Below are 519 nucleotides of genomic sequence, written 5' to 3' on the forward strand. Positions count from 1 at the left end.
ATGCCAGCCTGTCACGCTGGAGGTCGAGGGTTCGAGTCCCTTCCAGGTCGCCAAAATAATTAAATATGCGGGAATATGGCTCAGTTGGTAGAGCAATTGACTGTTAATCAATGGGTCACAGGTTCGAGTCCTGTTATTCCCGCCAACTTAATTAAAAATGAATAAACTAATAATGTGGGAATATGGCTCAGTTGGTAGAGCAATTGACTGTTAATCAATGGGTCACAGGTTCGAGTCCTGTTATTCCCGCCAATATGCTAGTGTGGCTCAACGGTAGAGCAGCTGACTTGTAATCAGCAGGTTGTAGGTTCGATTCCTATCACTAGCTCCAACGTGGAGGATTTCCCGAGCGGCCAAAGGGGGCAGACTGTAAATCTGTTATCGACGATTTCGGTGGTTCGAATCCACCATCCTCCACCAACTTAATAATTTGCGCGGATGTGGCGGAATTGGCAGACGCACCAGACTTAGGATCTGGCGCCTATGGCGTGGGGGTTCGACTCCCTTCATCCGGTTAGA

The 519-nt window shown here is 48.4% G+C and carries 5 tRNA genes; all 5 read left to right on the top strand.

What is annotated here, in order from left to right:
- The first annotated feature begins 69 nt into the window (after positions 1 to 69).
- Positions 70 to 145 (top strand) — tRNA-Asn (locus RWY47_RS07335).
- A gap of 31 nt (positions 146 to 176) precedes the next feature.
- Positions 177 to 252: transfer RNA gene (locus tag RWY47_RS07340), tRNA-Asn, on the top strand.
- Between the two features lie 4 nt (positions 253 to 256).
- A tRNA-Thr gene (locus RWY47_RS07345) sits at positions 257 to 331 on the top strand.
- Positions 332 to 335: 4 nt separating this feature from the next.
- Positions 336 to 420: transfer RNA gene (locus RWY47_RS07350), tRNA-Tyr, on the top strand.
- 14 nt (positions 421 to 434) lie between these two features.
- A tRNA-Leu gene (locus tag RWY47_RS07355) sits at positions 435 to 515 on the top strand.
- The last annotated feature ends 4 nt before the right edge of the window (positions 516 to 519 follow it).

Origin of the sequence: Paraclostridium sp. MRS3W1, from assembly GCF_032465715.1 — a bacterium.
GTDB lineage: Bacteria > Bacillota > Clostridia > Peptostreptococcales > Peptostreptococcaceae > Paraclostridium > Paraclostridium dentum.